Source organism: uncultured Paraglaciecola sp., assembly GCF_963977085.1.
Lineage (GTDB): Bacteria > Pseudomonadota > Gammaproteobacteria > Enterobacterales > Alteromonadaceae > Paraglaciecola.
Genome location: NZ_CAXBNC010000002.1, coordinates 80,558 through 98,240, shown reverse-complemented (window position 1 = coordinate 98,240; position 17,683 = coordinate 80,558). Strand labels below are relative to the sequence as shown.

Sequence of the window (17,683 nt, the reverse complement as noted above, 5' to 3'; positions counted from 1 at the left end):
TTTATAAGGCCTTAATTTCTTGCTTGATTTCATCGTTATTTTGTAACTTTGCTATACCCAGTTTCTTTTGTAATGCTTCTAAAGGGATGCCTTTAGTTTCAGGCACCATAAAAAAGACCCAAATAAGTTGTAGTAACATCATTAAACAGAAAAAGCCGAACACATAACTAGGTGAGAAAAGTGTCACTACCATAGGGAAGAAAAGTGTTAAAAGAGCGGCAAAAATCCAATGAATAAAACAACCTAAAGACTGACCTGTACTGCGGTGTTCAGTTGGAAATATTTCGGCAATAAACACCCAAATGACGGCCCCTTGTCCAATAGCATGGGCGGCAATAAAAAGGAAAATACAAAAAGGAACAATGACAAATACTTCATTAGCAAATGCCCAAGAACATGCACCAAGAGCTAAAATATACCCGAATGAACCAATATACAGTAAGGTTCTGCGGCCGATTCTATCGATAAGTAAAAGGCCAATAAATGTGGCCACAAGATTTGTGATCCCAATCCCAGCAGACTGAATCAATGCCGCTTCTTGGCCTAATCCTGTCATTTCGAATATCCGCGGAGAAAAATACAAAATTGCGTTGATACCCGAGAGTTGGTTAAAAAAAGCAATTAATATCGCTAACATTATTGGATAGCTTAATCGGCTACGCCAAAATGCCGACTTTACGCCTTTAACATTAGATGCTGCTAAAATTTCATTACCCATAGCTTCAATTTCTTGGGGCGACATCTGTGTATTAATTTGAGACAGAACTGTTTTGCCTTCATTGATTTTTTTAGCTTTGCCAATAAGCCAACGTGGACTTTCAGGAAGAGAAAAACACAATAAACAATAAATAATTGCCGGCACTGCCTCAACAGCTAACATCCAACGCCATGCATTCTCACCCACGCCACCTAATAGCGCATTAGAGATAAACGCGATGAGGATGCCAAAAACAATATTGAACTGAAATAAACCTGTTAGTTGACCACGTCGTGCCGCAGGTGATATTTCAGATATATACAGAGGTGCCACAACAGTGGACACGCCAACACCTAAACCACCAATAAAGCGTGCCACCATAAAAGAATAAGGGTCATTGGCAAGGGCTGACCAAATAGCGGACACAAAATAAAGTAACCCGATAGAGATTAACGTTTTCACTCGGCCAAAACGATCTGTTGGCCAACCGCCAAGCATTGCCCCTAAAACGGTTCCCCAAAGCGCAGCGCTAATCGCTAAGCCGTGAAGACTGGCTGATAATCCCCATAATGACTGAATTGTTTTTTCAGCACCTGAAATAACCACAGTATCGAAACCAAAAAGAAACCCAGCGAGTGCAGAGGTTAGTGCCCACAAGAACAACTGCTTGTTATTGTCGACCTTGAGTTTTTTATCAGTTGCAGCCATTATTTGGCCCATTCAGCTTGTTACATATTACGATTCTAACCTTTACAATAGTGATTGAAATGGTTCTGATTGCAAATTTTTTGTGATAAATTGTGATTTATTGTAAATTTATTATTATATAAAGATTAATGAAAGAGACTAAAACACCACCCGATTATCTGCGATGGAACACGCCATTAGAGTGCGATCAGGGTAAAATTACTAGAAAGTGGTTCGGTGATGAACTTCAGCCTCAATCTCTTATGACAGTAAGAGGGATTGGTATTTATGAACCTATGATTAATGCCAACGTTGATCGCCCTTATGGCACTGGAGACTGGTTGATCATGCTGTTTCACCACCCCGCCCGACTTGAGCAAAAACAAAATGCAGCTTCGGTTCCAGCCAATACCTTAATGATATGGCCTACAGGAGCTAAACAGTTTTTTAGTTGGGCTACTGAGGCGGGTGTAGAGTTACATTCATGGATGCACGTTGAAGGAACTTGGGTTAGCTTACAAATTGATAACAATTTATTACCATTAAATACGCCGATAACATTATCTGATAGCTCTGTTATGACAGATCATCTACAAAGCTTAATGGATGAAATGCTGCATCCTGCACAACATGACCCTATTATCATTCAGAATCTTTTTCAAAACTGGGCACGCTCTATCGCCAGGCAACTCGATACAAAAAATCCAACCATGAAAATCCCTGCTGTACTGTTGACCATAAAACATCATCTTGATGAACACTATAACCAAGGGATTGTTCTGGATGAACTAGCGGACATGGCTGGCGTGTCTAGAAGTTACCTATGCCACCAATTTAGGTCTTTCTTTAATACGAGCATAAGCCAATATGTTATTCGCAAACGTATGTCTATTGCACAGCGACTGCTATTTAATGCACAGCTTAGACTTGGAAATATTGCATCTGAGGTCGGTTATACCGACATTTACCAGTTTTCAAAACAATTTAAGAAAACCTTCGGTGTTTCGCCTAGTAAATATCGAGCTCAGCAACAAAACAAGACCCTTAGTTAATTGGTAACAGGTAAACCTAGTACACTAACCATAAATGCTGATGAATAGAGGTTAGGATAGAAATAGACAGTGTCGTGTTTTTCAGTTTCAATACTGATTTATTCTGTAATAATCATTGGTTTAGCGGTTAAATGCAGCTAATACAAAAAATACTGCTGTTTATTAATCAACATTAATGACACAGAACCGACTGATACAATCACAGATAATATGCCTTTGGCATGGAGTAACAAACATTAATGGGCACTAATATACAACCCACTATTTATTGGCACGACTACGAAACATGGGGAGCCAATCCTCAGAAAGACTTCCCTTGCCAGTTTGCTGGTATTCGCACCGATCTAGATTTGAATATAGTCAGTGAACCTTTGATGATTTTTAGTCAGATAGCAAATGATTGCCTGCCTACTCCTCAAGCCTGTTTAGTCACAGGTATTACCCCCCAGCGTTCTTTAAAAGAAGGGCTTTTGGAAAGGGATTTTATTGCCAAGATACTGGAGGAATTTGCCACACCTAATACCTGTGTTGCCGGATTCAATAACATACGTTTTGACGACGAAATTACTCGCTACACTTTATATCGAAATTTTTATGACCCTTATGCAAGGGAGTGGCAACATGGTAATAGTCGTTGGGACATTATTGATTTAGCGAGAGCCTGTTATGCACTTAGGCCTGAAGGCATCAACTGGCCTTTAAATGACGATGGATTACCCAGCTTTAAATTACAAGATTTAACTAAAGCCAATGAAATCCAACATCTTGATGCTCACGATGCTATGTCGGATGTGTATGCGACTATAGCGGTGGCGAAGCTAATAAAGGAGCGCCAGCCAAAACTATTCGATTATATATTTACCCTGCGTGATAAAAGAAAAGTGCTAGCACAAATTGATTATGAACAACTCACGCCCTTAGTGCACATATCGTCCAAAATTCCCTCAATTCACGGCTGTTGTACTTGGATAGTGCCTATTGGCATGCATCCAACCAATAAAAATGCCGTCATTGTGCTTAATTTAGCCTTGGACCCTAGTCCACTTTTCAGCCTTTCAGCTGACGAAATACGCCAGAAGCTGTACACGCCCACTGCTATGTTAGGGGAAAATGAACAGCGATTGCCAATCAAACTACTGCATGTCAATAAATGTCCTGTGTTAGCGCCAGCCAAGACTCTGAGCGCTGAAAATGCACAACGTTTGGGAATTGATAGAGCACTCTGTTTGGCGAATCTACAAAAAATTAAAGCCAATAGGCACAAGCTTGAAAATCTGCAACAGGTCTATGCTCAAACGGAAGAACGTGATCCCCTTGATGCTGAACACGCCTTGTATTCAGGCGGTTTTTTTTCGTCTAACGACAAAGCACTTATGGCACAAATTGTTGATGCTGATTTACAGGGGCTCACTGAGCTAACCTTACCTTTTGAAGATGAGCGACTCAATACACTGTTATTTAGATACCGTGCACGAAACGCCTCTCAATCGTTATCCGCAGCAGAAGTTGAACGGTGGCAACGTTATCGACATTTTAAGTTTTATGATAATGATTCGCCCGCTAGTATTAAAATGCCGGAGTTTTTAATGCAACTAGAACAATTGAGTGGTGAATATTCTCGTAACCCCGAAAAGCTGAGTATATTAAAAGCACTTTACAACTACGCGCAAAGTTTATAACAATACACGCTAACTCGCAGGTTATTAGGTTATCTGCTTGTATTTTGCTACTTCTATTAGTGGGCGAGTAAACAACTAATGAAAGTGAATTATAGGCCGATATCAAATCTGAGACATGCTAGTCTTTAACAGTGTGTTGTAATAATTAAAGGCGAATAAATGCTTGGTATAACTATAAAAATTGATGAGACAGACAGATATTTGGATCTGGATATTGCCCCCAACCTAATTCAGAAAAAAGTAGAAGCAAGTGATATTCATGTTCTTATCCAAAAAAGTGAGTTTAAACATTTTTTTATATTTGATGAAAACATCATTGATGCAATCAATAGTTATAAATCAGCAGAAAAAAACAACAGTTCGGCAGTCATTGAAAATCGAATTGGTGAACGCAGAGATACGCAAGTAAAATGCAGAATTGTTGAAGATCAACTCTCGGCCTACCTTAACATCACAATTGGATATGCCGGAAAACTCCCCACACTTGATTCATTATTTGCAGAATTAAAAGCCTCTGGAATCAAACGCGGCATCAGTACTAAGCGCTTAAATCGTTTAGTTGAGCAAAGTGCACAAGCACTACCCGGTGAAATATTTGAAGAGCTAATTGCCAAAGGGTTACCTCCTAGAGTGGGTAAATCGTCTAAATTAAAACCCTTAGTACAAAACGCCTTGGAGCGAATCCTAAAGCCTCAAACACTAGGGTCAAGCCGTGTAGATATGCGTAATTTAGGTGCCATTATCTGTGTACAGAAAGGTGCTGAACTGCTTCGCAGAATGCCTCCAAGCGACGGTAGAAACGGATTTACAGTGGGTGGCGAAGTCATCAAAGCTAAATCAGGTGAATGGATCAAGTTTCGGCCAGGTGATGGCACTGTCATTAGTGACAATGATGAGAACTTGTTGCTTGCAGATATTGCAGGCATGCCAAAATTTAAAGATCAAAAAATGTGGGTTGACGACATATTTATATGTAAAGGCGTCAATGTAGGTTCCGGTAACGTTGAGTATGATGGCTCTGTGTTAGTCAATGGTGACGTCACTGAAAAAATGGAAATCCATGCCACTGGTGATGTCACTATCAATGGTTTTGTAGAATCTGCGACTATTCATGCAGACGGCGATATCATTATTACCGAAGGTGCAATGGGAAAAGTGAATGATAGCGCCACCGAATACAGTACGAGTTTAACGGCTAAAGGCAGTGTGCATGTGGCCCATGGTCAAGGCTTAGACATTAACTGTAATGGCAATGTCACTGTTGGCAGGCAATTAGCCTATAGTCGAATTAACTGTCGAGGTAAAGTCACAGTAGGCAACTTAGAGAAACCCAATGGCAATATTTTTGCCTGTACTATTAAATGCCAAGATGCAGTTACCGCAGGCACCTTAGGCGCAGTGTCTGGGAGTAACTTGAATGTCGATTTTAGTGAAGGTTTTAATACCTTATTAGAGCGTAAAGATACACTCGACGAGCTTCTTAAAAAAATAAGACAAAATAATACCCGTCATTTTCAGCGGATGAATATTATTAATTCAAAGTCAATTCCACAAGACATGCAAGATCGTGTAGACGAAGCCAATCAGATGTTTGAAAATGAATCACAACTATTGCAATGGCTTGAAAACAAAGCCGAAGAAATGCGCAAGTCGAAAGAAAAGTATCAAACTGACATTCAGCTCATCGCCAATAAACGCGTGTATCCCGGTGTAGTAGTGAAGCTTAATAACCGTACTTGGCGAGCCGAAAGAGAATACGACCGCGCTAAAATTTGTTTCCATGGGCATCAGTGGCACTTCGAGCCACTGATCTGATTTAGCCTTCCCCAGCGCCCTGCTTATTTAGTCCTTTTAGTTTTTTAATCGAATTAACAAACTAGAGGTATCCCAACGCCCACCACCTTGTTTTTGTACGTCACCATAAAACTGATCAACTAAAGCGGTAAGGGGCAAAGTAGATCCATTTCTTTTCGCTTCATTCAACGCTATGTCTAGATCCTTGCGCATCCAATCAACCGCAAAGCCAAATTCAAACTTACCCGCTAACATAGTCTCAAAACGATTTTCCATTTGCCAAGACTGGGCCGCGCCCTTGGAAATAACATCAATCACTGCATGACAATCTAACCCCGCATTTTCGCCGAAACTAATGGCTTCAGCTAACCCTTGAACTGTGCCCGCAATACAAATTTGGTTCATCATTTTAGCGAGCTGACCACTTCCCACTTCACCAAGTAATTGGCTAAATTTTGCATAACAATTGATTACAGCTTGAACCTTGTTGTAGTCCGCTTCTTCGCCACCTAACATGACTGTTAATTGACCATTTTCAGCCCCTGCTTGACCGCCGGATACTGGCGCATCCAAAAAGCCCACATCAAGCTTCGCACATAACTGTGCCATCTCTCTGGCCACTTCTGCAGATGCGGTTGTGTGGTCGACTATAATGTCTCCAGCATTCACCCCAGCCAATACGCCATCATCCCCTAACATAACGGCACGTAAATCATCATCATTACCCACACATAATAAGATCACATTGGCTTTGTCAGCAGCAAGTTTTGGGGTCGACGCCATACTCCCTGAGAATTCTTCCACCCAAGCATGGGCCTTTTGTGAAGTGCGATTGAATACTGTGACAGTATGGCCTGCTTTTTTGCAATGTCCTGCCATGGGATAACCCATTACACCCAATCCAATAAAGGCGATTTTTTGTGTCAATTTACTTTCCTTACTTTTAGGTCTATCTGTATTAAATTTAATGCTTTAATTAGTTGAAACACGACTAAATAATGACAATATAGATATTACAAAATTACATAGAGAATAATTATGCCAGATACCATATATCAGTTTGATGCCATATTAAATAATGGTGAAACGATTAATTTTAAAGATTATGAAGGCAAAGTATTGTTGATAGTCAATACCGCCAGTAAATGTGGCTTTACCCCACAATACGATGGTTTACAGAGCTTATATCAACAATTTGAAAGCCAAGGGTTAGTGGTTCTCGGATTTCCCTGTGACCAATTTGGTCACCAAGAGCCTGGTGCAGACGCAGAAATACAGGAGTTTTGTAGCTTGAACTTCAATGTGCAATTTCCTTTGTTTAAGAAGATTGAAGTCAATGGCGCAAACACAGCCCCTATCTACAAGTATATGAAAGAACAGGCAACGGGAGTGATGGGCAGCAAAAGCATAAAATGGAACTTCACTAAGTTTTTAGTCAACAAACAAGGCAAAGTCACAAAACGTTATGCTTCTACCACTAAACCAGCTGAAATGATTAAGGATATTGAGAAGTTACTCGCTGAATAATCCGGCATCCTGGTTTTTCTGGGCAATAATTAAAAAATATTTACCTAACCATAGATATGGCTCAGTGGAGCCATATTGGATTTCTAACTTCTTTAATTGCTCATATTCATTGCTCTGTTTTTCGGGCTGTTTTAAATAGTCGTGAAAACAACGTATTCCAGCCTTTTTTAACACCTCAACTGGCAAAGTATTAAGTTGAGACAAAATAGCTTTAGGTTTCTGCGGATTATTAGGACTTAAGCGCACAATATTTTTATTCTGCATTCCCTTTTCAACATAATCAAAATTGCCATACAGCATATTTCCAAACAACTGGGCGTCATAGTTAAAAAAGCTGAGTGAAATATGCCCACCAGGTTTAACTAAGTCCACGAGTTTCTTGATCACCCTAAAAGGGTCTTGCAACCACTCTAAAACGGCATGACAGATCACCAGATCATATTGTTTTGTATTGCTCAAAGATAAAATATCGGTATGTTGGATATCGAGATTGCTATTATTAGCTAATTTTTGTTGTGCTATAGACAATACCTCCGAAGACATATCTGATAAGGTGACTTTGTGACCTAAGTCCAGCATCACTTCGGTCATGACGCCAGTCCCCCCACCTGCATCTAACACCTCTAAGGACTGCCCTGGTAAATCGATACAGCTATGCAGATGATGTAGTAATAGTTCATGCCGCAATCGCCCTTTTGTCGAGCCATAAATATTTTTTTCAAATTTATCCGCAAATTTATCAAAACTTTGATCTTGCTTATTATTTTGCATGTAAACTCTGTACCTTAGGCTGGGTTTGGAATGTCAACAAACACGGTTTCAATAGAGAGTGTGTGTTGGATATGTTCACCCAAGGCTTTAACGCCATAACGCTCAGTTGCATGATGCCCAGCAGCATAAAAATGAATATTCATTTCCCGCGCTGTATGGATAGTTTGCTCTGAAACCTCTCCTGTAATATACGCATCTATGCCACTTTCTGCAGCCAATTCGATGTAACCTTGCCCTCCCCCAGTACACCAAGCAACTGTTTCAATCATGCTAGTATTTGCTGGCTCGTGTAAGGGTGTTTTAGCTAGTTGAGTAGTTAACAATCTAGATAATTCATTGGCACTGATCCCCGCTTCAAACCTACCTTGCATCACCACACATTGAGGGTTATTTGCTTGCATAGGTGAAACATCCACTATGCCTAATAACTTCGCCAATTGCGCATTATTTCCCAATGACGGGTGAATATCTAAAGGCAAATGGTAAGCATAAAGATTGATATCATGTTGTAACAGGGTCTGTATTCTTTTCTTTTTCATTCCTGAAATACAAGGTGATTCACCTTTCCAGAAGTACCCATGGTGTACCAAAATAGCGTCAGCATTAATAGCAACCGCATGATCGATCAACGCTTGAGAAGCAGTGACACCAGTGACTAACTTTGAGACTTGTTCTTTGCCTTCTACTTGTAAACCATTTGGACAATAATCTTTTACCTTTTCTGGCATTAGTATCGAATTAAGTGATTGTAATAATTGACCATTTGAGACTGACATTACATTTCCTGTTATTTTGTGCAGATAACGAATTAAACTAAATAGCGACTATTGGCTCCCATATTTCAGCGCTATATGAATGCTTAACGTCCCCTAGACATTATAAATAAAAAAAGGTATAAAACCCGCCCCTATTCTGAAAATAAACATATTAAAGGCAAAGACCTGATTATGAGTAAATTGGATAAAGATCAAGTAATAGCGGCTTTTACCGAAGCTTACACCGCAGCAAATGGTAAAGCCCCCGCAATTGAAGCTAAGGGTGGCTGGTATAGTGTTGACGGTGGCAAAAATATGCGCTTGGCAGACTTAGATGCGTTGATCGCTGAATTAGGTTCGGCAAAACCGGCTAAAAAAACCAAAGCTGCCGCTGAGAAACCTAAAAAAGCAGCAGAGAGTAAGCCTGCAGCTGAGAAGAAGGTGGCTAAAGCGCCAGCTCCAAAGAAAACTAAAAAGAAAGCTAAATCAGATTTTTCAGTCAAAGCATTTTGGGCTGAGAAACTTTTAGAAAAAAGTTCAGATTCTAAACTTCCTCGTTAAGCTTATTCGATAACAAAAAAGCCTTATGATTGATTTTCAATCATAAGGCTTTTTTATTGTGTGGCACTAATACTCAATCCCATCAAACTTAGTGTTTCAGAATGGTTGAGCAGGTTTTATTCGAAATGGCGCTCTCTTTTAGTTTCTATAGTGTCAATGTAACCATGCCAAGTTGCATAGCCAATAAGTGGCATTAAAAAAACAAACCCTACAAACCAAGTGGCAAATCCAATGAGTACCGCTATTAATATAATAAATGCCCATAACAACATAGGGCCTTTGTTACTCAGTACGGCGTTCATGTTGCTTAATAATGCCGTGGCTAAGTCGACTTTACGCTCCATTAGTATGGGTTGCGTAAAAGCACTGAGAAAAAATACTAGTAGTGTAAAACCAGCCCCAATTACGGTACCCACTGCTAAAAATGGAAAAAGATTTTCAAAATTTTCATCTAACAAAGGAGGATATAAAGCGTGCACCATAGACGCGACTCTTAACCAAAAAATCATTAACACCAAAAGCAAAATTCCAAAGCCCCATTCATTTACCGCATTGCGTTTGATTGCCATGACACTATGCCACAAAGAAGGCACATGGTCTTTTTCTAGCTCCCAACTGACGTCGTACATGCCCGCCGCTAAAAAAGGACCTATCAGCATAAAACATACAATTGCAGGCATGATCACTAAGTGCCAACCTGTTAACTGCACTAAATACGTAATAAACCAAGGAATAGCGGCAAAAGTCAAACCATAAAACAGCGTTAATACAGGCGCCCGACTCGCATCTTTAAGACCGAGAACCAGCCATTTAAAAGGATCGCTCATCGACAATTGTTTACAAGGGATGACACGAGCGATGCCACTGTCGATAATTGCATTATTGGGTGTGTCTTTAAAATGTTGTGACATTGTTTGACTCCATAAAACATCTAAGCAATATAAAGGTTTATAGCACAAGGGTAGCAGAACAACTAAAAATTGATTACAACAGTCTTGTTAAAAAAATGTCTAACCCGTTAAAGGTGAACAAGCTAATACGAAACGGGGTGCCAATGGATACTGGTGCTAAATCGTTCAGCTATCTTTTGGTTTAATAGCGAAAAACGCGTCAGCGGAACATCTTCTCCAGAAATACAGTACCAAACAAACTTATGGCAATTGTTTTTAATCAAATCGTATTCTGAGTAACTAAAAAGCCGAGAGATGGCGCGTTCTGCTGCATCTGGTTGAATCAGCGGTCTATTATCATTACCACATGCGATATAAATATTATCTCCGCTGCGATCTTGTAGAAATCTATTGGGTGAAATCCCTCTAATCAGTCCATTGCCTTTTAGTTCTAAAATATTACCATCCACCCAAATACCTGTGTGTTCAAAAAGACCGTATATACCGCAGGTGACAATCGCCCCATTTACTGGCTTTACTTGCCTATCAGAACGACCAGGCAAACTATTAACGGATTGTTCTAAGCGCTTATCATTGGAATATTTTGTACTAGCCAAAATTGCAATAGCGCTAGCACCAAGCCAAATTAACGGAGCAGGCATTTGTTGTTCCTCATTAACACACACTGCATTAGCTAAAATGAAAAGTGCCAGTAATGCAAATTTGGAATGTAATGGAATGTGACAAAATACATCAACCATTAGGCAATATTATGTTTTTGTATCCCATAGCTAATTTAACACTTAACAGTCTGACCCTTGTTAGTTTACTCTGTCGGCCTGTGTAGGAGATGAATCACATCAATGAAAAACATTTATAAATCGAACAAATTAGAAAACGTCTGTTATGAGATACGTGGGCCTATTCTAGTCGAAGCCAAAAAAATGGAAGACGAAGGGCATAGAATTCTAAAACTCAATATTGGTAACCCCGCCCCATTTGGTTTTGAAGCACCGGATGACATATTAAAAGATGTCATTCATAACCTGCCTAAATCACAAGGTTATTCCGACTCAAATGGTATTTATTCGGCTCGTGTAGCAGTGATGCAATATTATCAACAAAAAGCGGTCAAAAACGTCAAAGTAGAAGACGTGTATATTGGTAATGGCGTTAGTGAGCTCATTGTTATGGCCATGCAGGGACTGTTAAATAATGGTGATGAGGTTTTGATCCCCGCACCTGATTACCCGCTTTGGACTGCTTCGGTAAGTCTCGCATCTGGTGTGCCGGTTCATTACCGCTGTGATGAAAGCAACGAATGGCAACCGGATATTCAGGATATCCGCAGTAAAATCACCGATAAAACCAAAGCTATAGTGTTGATCAATCCTAATAATCCAACTGGTGCAGTATATCGACCAGCACTTTTACAACAAATTATAGATTTGGCCCGTGAGTTTTCATTGGTGGTAATCAGTGATGAAATCTACGACAAAATTTTATACGACGACGCCCAGCACCATTGTATTGCCTCTATGGCCACAGATATATTTTGTATCACTATGGGTGGCCTATCAAAAAACTACCGTATCGCCGGTTTCCGAGCTGGGTGGCTAGTTGTCAGTGGCAATAAATTAGTGGCCCAAAGCTACATTGAAGGATTAAATATTCTGTCATCTATGCGTATGTGTGCAAATGTGCCAAGTCAACATGCAATACAAACGGCCTTAGGAGGCTATCAAAGTATTAATGAACTTATTGCTGATGATGGACGCTTAAAACTGCAAAGAGATATGGCCTTCGAAATGTTAAATGCAATTGATGGCCTTGAATGTATTTTGCCTAAAGGCGCCATGTATTGTTTTGTGAAAGTAGATGCTGAAAAATTTAATATTAGTAGCGACGAACAGATGATTTTTGATTTATTACGTACTGAAAAAATATTATTGGTACACGGTTCTGCGTTTAATCTTAAAGAAGGCTGTTACTTTAGATTGGTATTTCTACCACATGTTGACGTACTTAAGCCCGCACTGGAAGGTATTGCAAACTTCTTTAAACATTATCAGCAGGTAAACTAGCTACATGAATAACAGCTCCCCAAAACAAAGCCATTTTTTTGCCCATCTATCCCGTATGAAATTAATCAATAGATGGCCTCTAATGCGCAATGTAAGAACTGAAAACGTACAAGAGCACAGTTTACAAGTTGCCATGGTAGCTCATGCTTTAGCTCTGATCCGTAATAAATATTTTGAGGGTGATTTAGACCCTAACCAAATCGCAACTATTGCCATGTTCCATGATGTTTCCGAGGTGATCACCGGAGATCTCCCCACACCGGTCAAATATTCCAATCCCATTATCCGTGATGAATACAAAAAAATTGAAAAACTCGCGGAACAAAAACTCATTAACATGGCACCAAATGAGTTTAAAGAAGATTATGCAAAACTCATCGACCATCATTATCACAATGATGACATTGCCTTTATCGTCAAAGCCGCTGATGTGATTTGTGCCTACCTTAAAACACTTGAAGAACTTTCTGCTGGCAATAAAGAGTTTGAACTGGCCAAAAAGCGCTTAGATAAAATGTTAAAAGATTACCATTCAAAAGAAGTCGATTATTTTATCAAAGCTTATGTTCACAGTTTTAGTTTAAGTCTCGATGAAATAACCCATGAAGATCAATAGTTTCTGACTAACCCCCTTGATTAACTAGGCTGCATCTGGTCACATTAGTGTCAAGTAGATCCCTACAACACATTCAGTGTGGAGCAGATGTAAGTTATGGAAATATGGACACAACGTAGGCTTAGTCAAAAGCTGCAACGTCAAGGTGATCATCGCACCCCTTATCAGCGTGACAAAGCAAGGATATTGCATTCCGCAGCCTTTAGGCGATTGCAGGCAAAAACCCAAGTGTTAGGTGTGGGAATGAGTGATTTTTACCGGACTCGTTTGACTCATTCACTGGAAGCCTCGCAAATTGGTCAAGGCATAGCAGCACAACTAAGAAGTAAATACGCAGAATTAACTGAACACTTAGACTTAAATGATACTTTGATAGAAGCCTTGTGTTTAGCCCATGATATTGGCCATCCACCCTATGGTCATGGAGGAGAAGTCGCACTACATTATATGATGCGCAATCATGGCGGGTTCGAAGGAAATGGTCAAACCTTTAGAATAGTCACTAAACTTGAACCTTATACTGCAGAACATGGCATGAATCTGAGTAGGCGCACTTTGTTAGGGCTAGTCAAATACCCCAATTATATTCCAACCCTCAATCAGCGTCCGCAACAGCAAGAGTCAGCGTCCCATCGCGATGTTAAAGCTTCCCTTTGGCATCCCCCAAAAGGTTTATATGAATGTGACCAAGCCTCATTTGCATGGTTATGTGCGGGCTTTTCTAGTCACGACACTCAGAAATTTATGCAATTTAGTCACAATGAAAAAAGTCATCATAAAACCCAGTATAAGTCTTTTGATTGTTCCATTATGGAGCTTGCTGACGATATCGCTTATGGCATTCATGATCTTGAGGATGCCATTGTAATGGGAATAGTCAATCAATCACAATTTGATCAAGAAGTGGTAGAGCCGCTACTTAAATTGGACATTGATTGGATGAATCAACACATTAAGGCACTCAGCAAGAAACTGTTTAGCCAACACCATCACGAACGTAAAGACGCCATTGGCGCACTAGTTAATTGTTTTATTACTAATATCGAGATAGCTGAGATAGCACCAGAATTTGAACAAGACTTACTAAAATACAACTCGGTTTTCCCGGCACCTTTTCATAAAGCCTTAGGTATTTTCAAAGCCTATGTGTACAGTCGCGTCATCAGAAAACCTGAAATACAAATGCTCGAATATAAAGGCCAACAAATAGTCATGGAATTATTTCAAGCCTTTGCATCAGATCCACAAAGATTGCTGCCTGATAATACTCGTTTGCGATGGACTGAAGCCAATGACGCAGGAAATGGTCATAGAGTCATTGCTGATTATATTTCCGGTATGACAGATGGTTTTGCCTCAAAATTATATGCTACTTTATTTTTGCCCTCATCTGCCGCTGTGGGTGAAAAACTAGGCTAATTACCTTCCCTATAAAAGAATACAAAATAAACATTATTGGTTTTGTGATAAAAACGTGAAGAAATTTTTGTTCTGAATTAACTGTCTGCTCGTATAAGTAGATGAACCTAAGAAGTGAGAAAAACATGTTAATTCGCACACCTAAGTCCAGTGAGATAAAAGAGAGTCAGATAACTGACGAACATATCTATCAAAATAGAAGAAGCATATTAAAATCGATGGGGTTTTTAGGCGCTTCAGCCTTAGTGGCAAGCCCATATGCCCATGCTATTGATTGGTTTGGTAGTAAAGACACAAAAAAATTCACCACTTCAGCGCTTAAGTTTGCTCAACCAACACATTTTCAATCAGATGATGAGTTAACTCCAGAGCAGAAAATTATCAGCCACAATAATTTTTACGAGTTTGGAACCGGAAAATCCGATCCTGTTGCAATGTCTCAGTCGTTCAAAGTGGACCCTTGGTCATTAACCATAGACGGGTTAGTTGAAAAACCAGTTACCTTGGGGTACGACGACTTATATAAAACGGTGGATTTAGAAGAGCGTATTTACCGACTGCGCTGTGTAGAGGCTTGGTCAATGGTGGTGCCATGGATTGGATTTTCTTTAGCTTCACTATTAAAGAAGGCCAGCCCATTAAGTGCTGCCAAATATGTCGTATTTGAAACCTTATACGATCCCGAACAAATGCCAGGTCAGCGGAATCGTTTTTCAGGTGGAGGCATCGAATATCCTTATGTTGAAGGATTGAGGCTAGACGAAGCAATGCATCCCTTAACACTTATGTCAGTTGGTTTGTACGGTAAAACCTTACCACCGCAAAATGGTGCCCCAATCAGACTTGTTGTGCCTTGGAAATATGGCTTTAAAAGCATTAAATCGGTAGTGCGGATTCGACTAACAGATACAATGCCAAACACCACTTGGAATCAACTAGCTTCGAGCGAATACGGTTTTTACGCTAATGTAAACCCACAAGTTGACCATCCACGATGGACACAAGCCAGTGAACGCAGAATTACTTCAGGAGGGTTATTCACTCGCAATCGTATTGAGACCCAAATGTTTAATGGTTATCCTGAAGTCGCGTCCTTGTATGCTGGTATGGATCTCAAAAAATATTTTTAAGTGAGCTGTGTTGTGAAAAAACCGCTTCGCATTACTAAGACGCATACATTTTGGCTGAAAATAATTCTGCATATGCTAGCGACATCTTTGTTGCTCATTACATTTTATCAAGCTTTTAACGATCAGTTAGGTGCAGATCCAGTTCAAGCACTGTTACATTTTACAGGCATTGGTGCTTTTAACTTATTACTTTTATCATTAGCCATTGCACCATTTAGTCAATATTTTCGACAAGGTCAGTTAGTGACCCTAAGAAGACCCATTGGTCTTTACGCTTTTGTTTACGCCACTTGCCACTTCAGCAGTTATTTACTCTTCGAATTGCAATTACAGTGGTCACTGTTATTTTCTGAGTTAATCAAACGACCTTATATAAGTGTTGGTTTTGGGGCCTTGCTTATTTTGGGTGTGTTGTCTGCCACCTCCACTAAGTCGATACAAAGACGTATGGGTAGAACATGGCAAAAAACCCACAACTGGGTATACCTAGCCAGTTTATTGGTCGCTTTGCATTACTTTTGGTCTGTAAAATCTGACCTTATTCAGCCAATGATATACGGATTACTTGTAATAGCCTTATTAAGTTTTAGAAAAACCAAATTTCTAAAACCTTTCAAACATGCCACTAAAAAACGTATTAAAACTGAACAAAGTTAAAAAAAGGCTTGCATGATGTTTTATACAGTACTACTGTATATCCAACCACTGTATATAACAACACTACTTGGAAATCACTATGGCAAGTTTACATGCGTTTACCAACAGTTCCACTCCACTAGCCACTATGCAAGTGCCCGCTTTTAATGGGCTAAGCAAAAATAACAATGTTAAACACGGCCACAATAAGTGGACTTTCCTAGTAGCTAAGCATATTCGTTTTACCGAAAAACAAAATTACTGCATACGCTTAACTAAACCAAAGCAAAAGTGTTTATCACTATGGCTTGAAAAAATAGTCACTGGCGGTCAATGCGCAAACTTGTTTGTTGAACAGCTATCCTTAGATGAAATTAGCTTCAAGCGACTCAAACAACTCTGTATTGATTACAATGTCGCTTTAGTTAATTTAATGCCAATTAGCCAGCAAAAAAATAATGTGGTGCAAGGGCCTTGGTAATTGCAGTGGGATTACTATTGACTCGACCAATTAAAATCGCCTAGGCTTGCGTACCTATTTTCTAACGCCGCAACATTTTGACAACTACGAATAAAAATTGCTTTTGTGGTAAAACGTCCGTATTTGAACGTTGTTGCCAACCCATTATTACAGGTAAAGTTGCCGCTCAAAATGCTGAAGAGTTAATGCGTTCGCGTTTCTCAGCTTATGTAATAAAAGATTATGCTTATATTTTACTCACCTATACAACTGAGCAACGTGGCAAATTAACTGTAAGTGAACTTGCGAATAGTGCTAAAGGTACTCAATGGTTGTCATTGCAAGTTCTATCTCATCACTCTGAAGCAGATACCGCTCAAGTGGAATTTAAAGCTTATTATCAAATAGACCAAGACTATTATGTTATGCATGAATTATCAGACTTTGTTCGAGTGCAAAATAAATGGCTTTACTCTACAGGTCTAATACAAAACGATTCTGGCGAATTCTCCCCACAACGAAATAGCCAATGCTTGTGTGGTAGTGGCAAAAAATTTAAGAAATGCTGCGGCAAATAATCACCTATTACTCAATACCCCCATTTCACTTTAGTATTAGTTATATTCCCTAAAGATGACTCGTTATTAGTGAGCCAGTGTTAGGTTTTAAAAGGTGCCTTTGGTGATGTGAATGTAATTGATAATCTACCGCTTATTTTCATACACAAATATCGACTAAAAATTCCAACTAAAATGTAGCCTAAATGTAAATAGTGAAACACCCTATTTACAACTTGACCATTTAGTCAAGAAAACAGTGGGAATTGGCTATGAAACATATATTTTGCCATATTGATGTCTTTACACTTGCCCTTGTATTAATCATTATAAAACCATGGAATATTGCTGAATGACATGAAGTCACC

18 protein-coding genes are annotated in these 17,683 nt (G+C 39.5%); 12 read left to right on the top strand and 6 right to left on the bottom strand.

Going from position 1 to position 17,683, the window contains the following annotated elements:
* Nucleotide 1: 1 nt before the first annotated feature.
* On the bottom strand, nt 2–1,405 hold the full coding sequence (locus AAC000_RS02945) for a sugar porter family MFS transporter (protein ID WP_339719966.1): 1,404 nt from the start codon (nt 1,403–1,405) through the stop codon (nt 2–4).
* Between the two features lie 128 nt (nt 1,406–1,533).
* On the opposite strand from AAC000_RS02945, the gene AAC000_RS02940 reads away from it, so the two are divergent.
* The 3 genes from AAC000_RS02940 (at nt 1,534) to AAC000_RS02930 (ending at nt 5,930) form a co-directional block, all read left to right on the top strand.
* A complete protein-coding gene (locus tag AAC000_RS02940; RefSeq protein ID WP_339719964.1) occupies nt 1,534–2,436 on the top strand; it encodes an AraC family transcriptional regulator in 903 nt (300 codons plus the stop codon).
* A 239-nt stretch (nt 2,437–2,675) separates the two neighbouring features.
* Nucleotides 2,676–4,115, top strand: coding sequence for an exodeoxyribonuclease I (gene sbcB, locus AAC000_RS02935; RefSeq protein WP_339719962.1), 1,440 nt, complete (start codon nt 2,676–2,678; stop codon nt 4,113–4,115).
* Between the two features lie 159 nt (nt 4,116–4,274).
* Nucleotides 4,275–5,930: a FapA family protein gene (locus tag AAC000_RS02930; RefSeq protein ID WP_339719960.1), complete on the top strand. Its 1,656-nt coding sequence runs from the start codon at nt 4,275–4,277 to the stop codon at nt 5,928–5,930.
* A 36-nt stretch (nt 5,931–5,966) separates the two neighbouring features.
* Here the strand turns inward: AAC000_RS02930 and AAC000_RS02925 are convergent, their stop codons facing one another.
* Nucleotides 5,967–6,836, bottom strand: a complete 870-nt coding sequence (locus AAC000_RS02925; RefSeq protein WP_339719959.1) for an NAD(P)-dependent oxidoreductase — start codon at nt 6,834–6,836, stop codon at nt 5,967–5,969.
* A 111-nt stretch (nt 6,837–6,947) separates the two neighbouring features.
* Between AAC000_RS02925 and AAC000_RS02920 the strand changes: the two genes are divergently transcribed.
* On the top strand, nt 6,948–7,436 hold the full coding sequence (locus AAC000_RS02920) for a glutathione peroxidase (protein ID WP_339719957.1): 489 nt from the start codon (nt 6,948–6,950) through the stop codon (nt 7,434–7,436).
* Here the strand turns inward: AAC000_RS02920 and AAC000_RS02915 are convergent.
* Together AAC000_RS02915 and AAC000_RS02910 are read right to left on the bottom strand one after the other, a co-directional pair.
* On the bottom strand, nt 7,422–8,207 hold the full coding sequence (locus AAC000_RS02915) for a methyltransferase domain-containing protein (protein WP_339719955.1): 786 nt from the start codon (nt 8,205–8,207) through the stop codon (nt 7,422–7,424). The genes AAC000_RS02920 and AAC000_RS02915 overlap by 15 nt on opposite strands.
* 14 nt (nt 8,208–8,221) lie before the next feature.
* Nucleotides 8,222–8,983 (bottom strand): Nif3-like dinuclear metal center hexameric protein, encoded by a 762-nt coding sequence (locus AAC000_RS02910; RefSeq protein WP_339719953.1) that lies wholly within the window; start codon nt 8,981–8,983, stop codon nt 8,222–8,224.
* Nucleotides 8,984–9,154: 171 nt separating this feature from the next.
* On the opposite strand from AAC000_RS02910, the gene AAC000_RS02905 reads away from it, so the two are divergent.
* Nucleotides 9,155–9,523, top strand: coding sequence for a hypothetical protein (locus AAC000_RS02905; RefSeq protein WP_339719951.1), 369 nt, complete (start codon nt 9,155–9,157; stop codon nt 9,521–9,523).
* Between the two features lie 116 nt (nt 9,524–9,639).
* Here the strand turns inward: AAC000_RS02905 and AAC000_RS02900 are convergent, their stop codons facing one another.
* Both AAC000_RS02900 and AAC000_RS02895 read right to left on the bottom strand, forming a co-directional pair.
* On the bottom strand, nt 9,640–10,434 hold the full coding sequence (locus AAC000_RS02900) for a DUF2189 domain-containing protein (RefSeq protein WP_339719949.1): 795 nt from the start codon (nt 10,432–10,434) through the stop codon (nt 9,640–9,642).
* Nucleotides 10,435–10,556: 122 nt separating this feature from the next.
* Nucleotides 10,557–11,075 carry a hypothetical protein gene (locus AAC000_RS02895; RefSeq protein ID WP_339719947.1) on the bottom strand — a complete coding sequence of 173 codons (519 nt, stop codon included), beginning with the start codon at nt 11,073–11,075 and terminating at the stop codon, nt 10,557–10,559.
* Nucleotides 11,076–11,276: 201 nt separating this feature from the next.
* On the opposite strand from AAC000_RS02895, the gene AAC000_RS02890 reads away from it, so the two are divergent.
* From AAC000_RS02890 to AAC000_RS02860, 7 genes are all read left to right on the top strand, one after another.
* Complete coding sequence (locus tag AAC000_RS02890) at nt 11,277–12,497, top strand: pyridoxal phosphate-dependent aminotransferase (protein WP_339719945.1); 1,221 nt, start codon at nt 11,277–11,279, stop codon at nt 12,495–12,497.
* Nucleotides 12,498–12,501: 4 nt separating this feature from the next.
* Nucleotides 12,502–13,113, top strand: a complete 612-nt coding sequence (gene yfbR, locus AAC000_RS02885; RefSeq protein ID WP_339719944.1) for a 5'-deoxynucleotidase — start codon at nt 12,502–12,504, stop codon at nt 13,111–13,113.
* A gap of 96 nt (nt 13,114–13,209) precedes the next feature.
* Complete coding sequence (locus AAC000_RS02880) at nt 13,210–14,532, top strand: anti-phage deoxyguanosine triphosphatase (protein ID WP_339719942.1); 1,323 nt, start codon at nt 13,210–13,212, stop codon at nt 14,530–14,532.
* Between the two features lie 125 nt (nt 14,533–14,657).
* On the top strand, nt 14,658–15,662 hold the full coding sequence (gene msrP, locus AAC000_RS02875) for a protein-methionine-sulfoxide reductase catalytic subunit MsrP (protein WP_339719941.1): 1,005 nt from the start codon (nt 14,658–14,660) through the stop codon (nt 15,660–15,662).
* A 12-nt stretch (nt 15,663–15,674) separates the two neighbouring features.
* Nucleotides 15,675–16,319 carry a protein-methionine-sulfoxide reductase heme-binding subunit MsrQ gene (gene msrQ, locus AAC000_RS02870; RefSeq protein ID WP_339719940.1) on the top strand — a complete coding sequence of 215 codons (645 nt, stop codon included), beginning with the start codon at nt 15,675–15,677 and terminating at the stop codon, nt 16,317–16,319.
* A 79-nt stretch (nt 16,320–16,398) separates the two neighbouring features.
* Complete coding sequence (locus AAC000_RS02865) at nt 16,399–16,779, top strand: hypothetical protein (RefSeq protein WP_339719939.1); 381 nt, start codon at nt 16,399–16,401, stop codon at nt 16,777–16,779.
* A 77-nt stretch (nt 16,780–16,856) separates the two neighbouring features.
* Entirely contained in the window at nt 16,857–17,336 is a 480-nt protein-coding gene (locus tag AAC000_RS02860) for a YchJ family protein (RefSeq protein WP_339719937.1), read from the top strand.
* The last annotated feature ends 347 nt before the right edge of the window (nt 17,337–17,683 follow it).

What these genes read in the sequence shown, in the direction of transcription:
- AAC000_RS02945 (WP_339719966.1), bottom strand. Translation starts at nt 1,405, where the DNA reads ATGGCTGCAACTGATAAAAAACTCAAGGTCGACAATAACAAGCAGTTG.
- AAC000_RS02940 (WP_339719964.1), top strand. Translation starts at nt 1,534, where the DNA reads ATGAAAGAGACTAAAACACCACCCGATTATCTGCGATGGAACACGCCA.
- sbcB (WP_339719962.1), top strand. Translation starts at nt 2,676, where the DNA reads ATGGGCACTAATATACAACCCACTATTTATTGGCACGACTACGAAACA.
- AAC000_RS02930 (WP_339719960.1), top strand. Translation starts at nt 4,275, where the DNA reads ATGCTTGGTATAACTATAAAAATTGATGAGACAGACAGATATTTGGAT.
- AAC000_RS02920 (WP_339719957.1), top strand. Translation starts at nt 6,948, where the DNA reads ATGCCAGATACCATATATCAGTTTGATGCCATATTAAATAATGGTGAA.
- AAC000_RS02915 (WP_339719955.1), bottom strand. Translation starts at nt 8,207, where the DNA reads ATGCAAAATAATAAGCAAGATCAAAGTTTTGATAAATTTGCGGATAAA.
- AAC000_RS02910 (WP_339719953.1), bottom strand. Translation starts at nt 8,983, where the DNA reads ATGTCAGTCTCAAATGGTCAATTATTACAATCACTTAATTCGATACTA.
- AAC000_RS02905 (WP_339719951.1), top strand. Translation starts at nt 9,155, where the DNA reads ATGAGTAAATTGGATAAAGATCAAGTAATAGCGGCTTTTACCGAAGCT.
- AAC000_RS02900 (WP_339719949.1), bottom strand. Translation starts at nt 10,434, where the DNA reads ATGTCACAACATTTTAAAGACACACCCAATAATGCAATTATCGACAGT.
- AAC000_RS02895 (WP_339719947.1), bottom strand. Translation starts at nt 11,075, where the DNA reads ATGCCTGCTCCGTTAATTTGGCTTGGTGCTAGCGCTATTGCAATTTTG.
- AAC000_RS02890 (WP_339719945.1), top strand. Translation starts at nt 11,277, where the DNA reads ATGAAAAACATTTATAAATCGAACAAATTAGAAAACGTCTGTTATGAG.
- yfbR (WP_339719944.1), top strand. Translation starts at nt 12,502, where the DNA reads ATGAATAACAGCTCCCCAAAACAAAGCCATTTTTTTGCCCATCTATCC.
- AAC000_RS02880 (WP_339719942.1), top strand. Translation starts at nt 13,210, where the DNA reads ATGGAAATATGGACACAACGTAGGCTTAGTCAAAAGCTGCAACGTCAA.
- msrP (WP_339719941.1), top strand. Translation starts at nt 14,658, where the DNA reads ATGTTAATTCGCACACCTAAGTCCAGTGAGATAAAAGAGAGTCAGATA.
- AAC000_RS02865 (WP_339719939.1), top strand. Translation starts at nt 16,399, where the DNA reads ATGGCAAGTTTACATGCGTTTACCAACAGTTCCACTCCACTAGCCACT.